This is a genomic window from Pseudoalteromonas sp. PAST1, assembly GCF_021532515.1.
Taxonomy (GTDB): Bacteria; Pseudomonadota; Gammaproteobacteria; order Enterobacterales; family Alteromonadaceae; genus Pseudoalteromonas; species Pseudoalteromonas simplex.
The window spans coordinates 1-1784 of record NZ_JAKGBH010000118.1; the positions used below are offsets into that span (position 1 = coordinate 1).

The 1784-nt window shown below is 40.0% G+C and carries 3 protein-coding genes; all 3 read right to left on the reverse strand.

Annotated elements, in window-relative coordinates; all coding sequences use genetic code 11:
* Positions 1-274: 274 nt before the first annotated feature.
* The 3 genes from L1272_RS23170 to L1272_RS22910 all read right to left on the reverse strand — a co-directional run bounded on the left by L1272_RS23170 (position 275) and on the right by L1272_RS22910 (position 1698).
* Positions 275-409: a hypothetical protein gene (locus L1272_RS23170; RefSeq protein ID WP_268841541.1), complete on the reverse strand. Its 135-nt coding sequence runs from the start codon at positions 407-409 to the stop codon at positions 275-277.
* Between the two features lie 27 nt (positions 410-436).
* A complete protein-coding gene (locus tag L1272_RS22905; RefSeq protein WP_235374357.1) occupies positions 437-727 on the reverse strand; it encodes a hypothetical protein in 291 nt (96 codons plus the stop codon).
* Between the two features lie 104 nt (positions 728-831).
* Positions 832-1698, reverse strand: a complete 867-nt coding sequence (locus L1272_RS22910; RefSeq protein ID WP_235374358.1) for a DMT family transporter — start codon at positions 1696-1698, stop codon at positions 832-834.
* Between the last annotated feature and the right edge of the window lie 86 nt (positions 1699-1784).

The window sequence follows — 1784 nt, forward strand, 5'->3', positions numbered from 1 at the left end:
CCTCAAATGCTTAAACAAAACATTTAAAGAACACGGTTAAAGATAACCGTCAATTTCCCTTGGTAATTAGCGATTACGACAGAATCGCGTGGTAATTAAAGTACGACAAAATCGCTTGGTGTTAACATATAAATCTGTAGTAGCTCATATCTGATCTTACAGTTTCTAGGAATAGGTTGGGACTTAATCTGACAGGCAGCTATGAGCGATCTACGGACAGCCAACTCACACCATACCTAGGTCAGTTAATCGGCCAATAGCGGTCATTGAATTATTATAGTAGTAATTCCATATCAACCCTGTGCATGTCTAGGCCCCAACCATCAGTGATTTCTTTAATTGTCTTTGCCCCAAATTTTTCGAAGAAAGGAGCTGAAAGGTGACTGGCGGCGATATCTATAACTTTCATGTTACTGTCCTTTGCCATTTTCTTAGCCTAAGACATCATTGCCGTTCCGATGCCATTAGCCTGCACCCGTGGAGAAGTCATAATCCAAGTGATATGAGCACGGTTTATTTTAGGATCGATATCCAGCCCAAAGACAGCCTCGGCCTCTCCGTGAATAAGTCCAATTTTGTATAGCTTGGGCTGTTTTTGCAAAAACGCAATATAGTCCTGACGTTCGTTTGTAGCGAAGTATTTCGGACAGTTTTGATCGAACAGCTTAAGACAGTCTTCTAAATAAGAGTTACTATACTCACAAAATATCAAATTATTTTCAGTCATAATATTCCAAAAATTAACTAGTTATTATTTATCCCACTTGGGAGTGCAGTTAAACGCTCGTTCCCAAACGCGGTCACGTTGGAAAGTTAGATTAACTTTATCATTTATATTATTTTACTTGTTTGCTTTATCTTTGCTTCTACCTTGGCTAACCAAATCAGCGGAATAATAATTAAAGAAGATCCTATAGCCAAGCTCAGGTCCGGTATTTCATCGAACCACAGCACCCCTACAACTACAGCACCTAATAAGCCAGTGTATTCGGCACTGGAAATTTTACTGGCTTCGATTGCTTTATATACCAATACACATATACCAGCATAAATTAGGATAAAAGTGTTGGAGCCTGTTGCCGTTAACATTGGAGTCCAGTCCCAAGGTTTGCCTTCCCATAACGCCAACCCAAGTGCGGCTGGGATACCTACTAGGTTGGTGAGCATTAAAGTTTGGAACACATTATGATGCTGAGGTAATTTACGAACCAATAAATTATTTACAGCCATAGTCAATGCGACGACAAGGGCGGCAATCGCTGCCCAATTAATTTGTGTTGGTTTAACCACGATAAGTACACCGATAAAGCCCAAAACAGCAGCAGCAATTGAGTGGCTAGTCAGCTTTTCCTGAAACAATATCATGGCTAACGGCAGCATAAGCAAAGGCGCTGTATAGAAAATAGCATTTACGGTAGCTAACGGCAGAGCGCCCAGAGCGAATACCATAAATATTGTCCCTAATAACCAAATGTGGCCGCGTATAAAGTGCCATTTGAGGCCAGCGAAGAGGCTTTGTTTATTACTGAGTAGACAAAATGGAAGTAAAATCAGCACTGCGGTCAATTGACGAAATAATACAAATTGGTATACGGCAGTATCTGCTGGCAGAGTTTTTATCAAAGCGTCAGAAAAAACACCAATTATATTTCCGATAATAAGTAATGTCATCGCGAGTCCGACAGTTATTTTGGGCATTTCATTACTCCTGCTACATTCTAGAAAATGTCAATGGAACTGAATTAATAGAGTTACGTTTGTAAAACGGTTATATGATTAGCGTA

Bases quoted from the DNA above. Each gene is read 5' to 3' on its own strand.
- L1272_RS23170 (WP_268841541.1), bottom strand. From the start codon at position 409: ATGAAAGTTATAGATATCGCCGCCAGTCACCTTTCAGCTCCTTTCTTC.
- L1272_RS22905 (WP_235374357.1), bottom strand. From the start codon at position 727: ATGACTGAAAATAATTTGATATTTTGTGAGTATAGTAACTCTTATTTA.
- L1272_RS22910 (WP_235374358.1), bottom strand. From the start codon at position 1,698: ATGCCCAAAATAACTGTCGGACTCGCGATGACATTACTTATTATCGGA.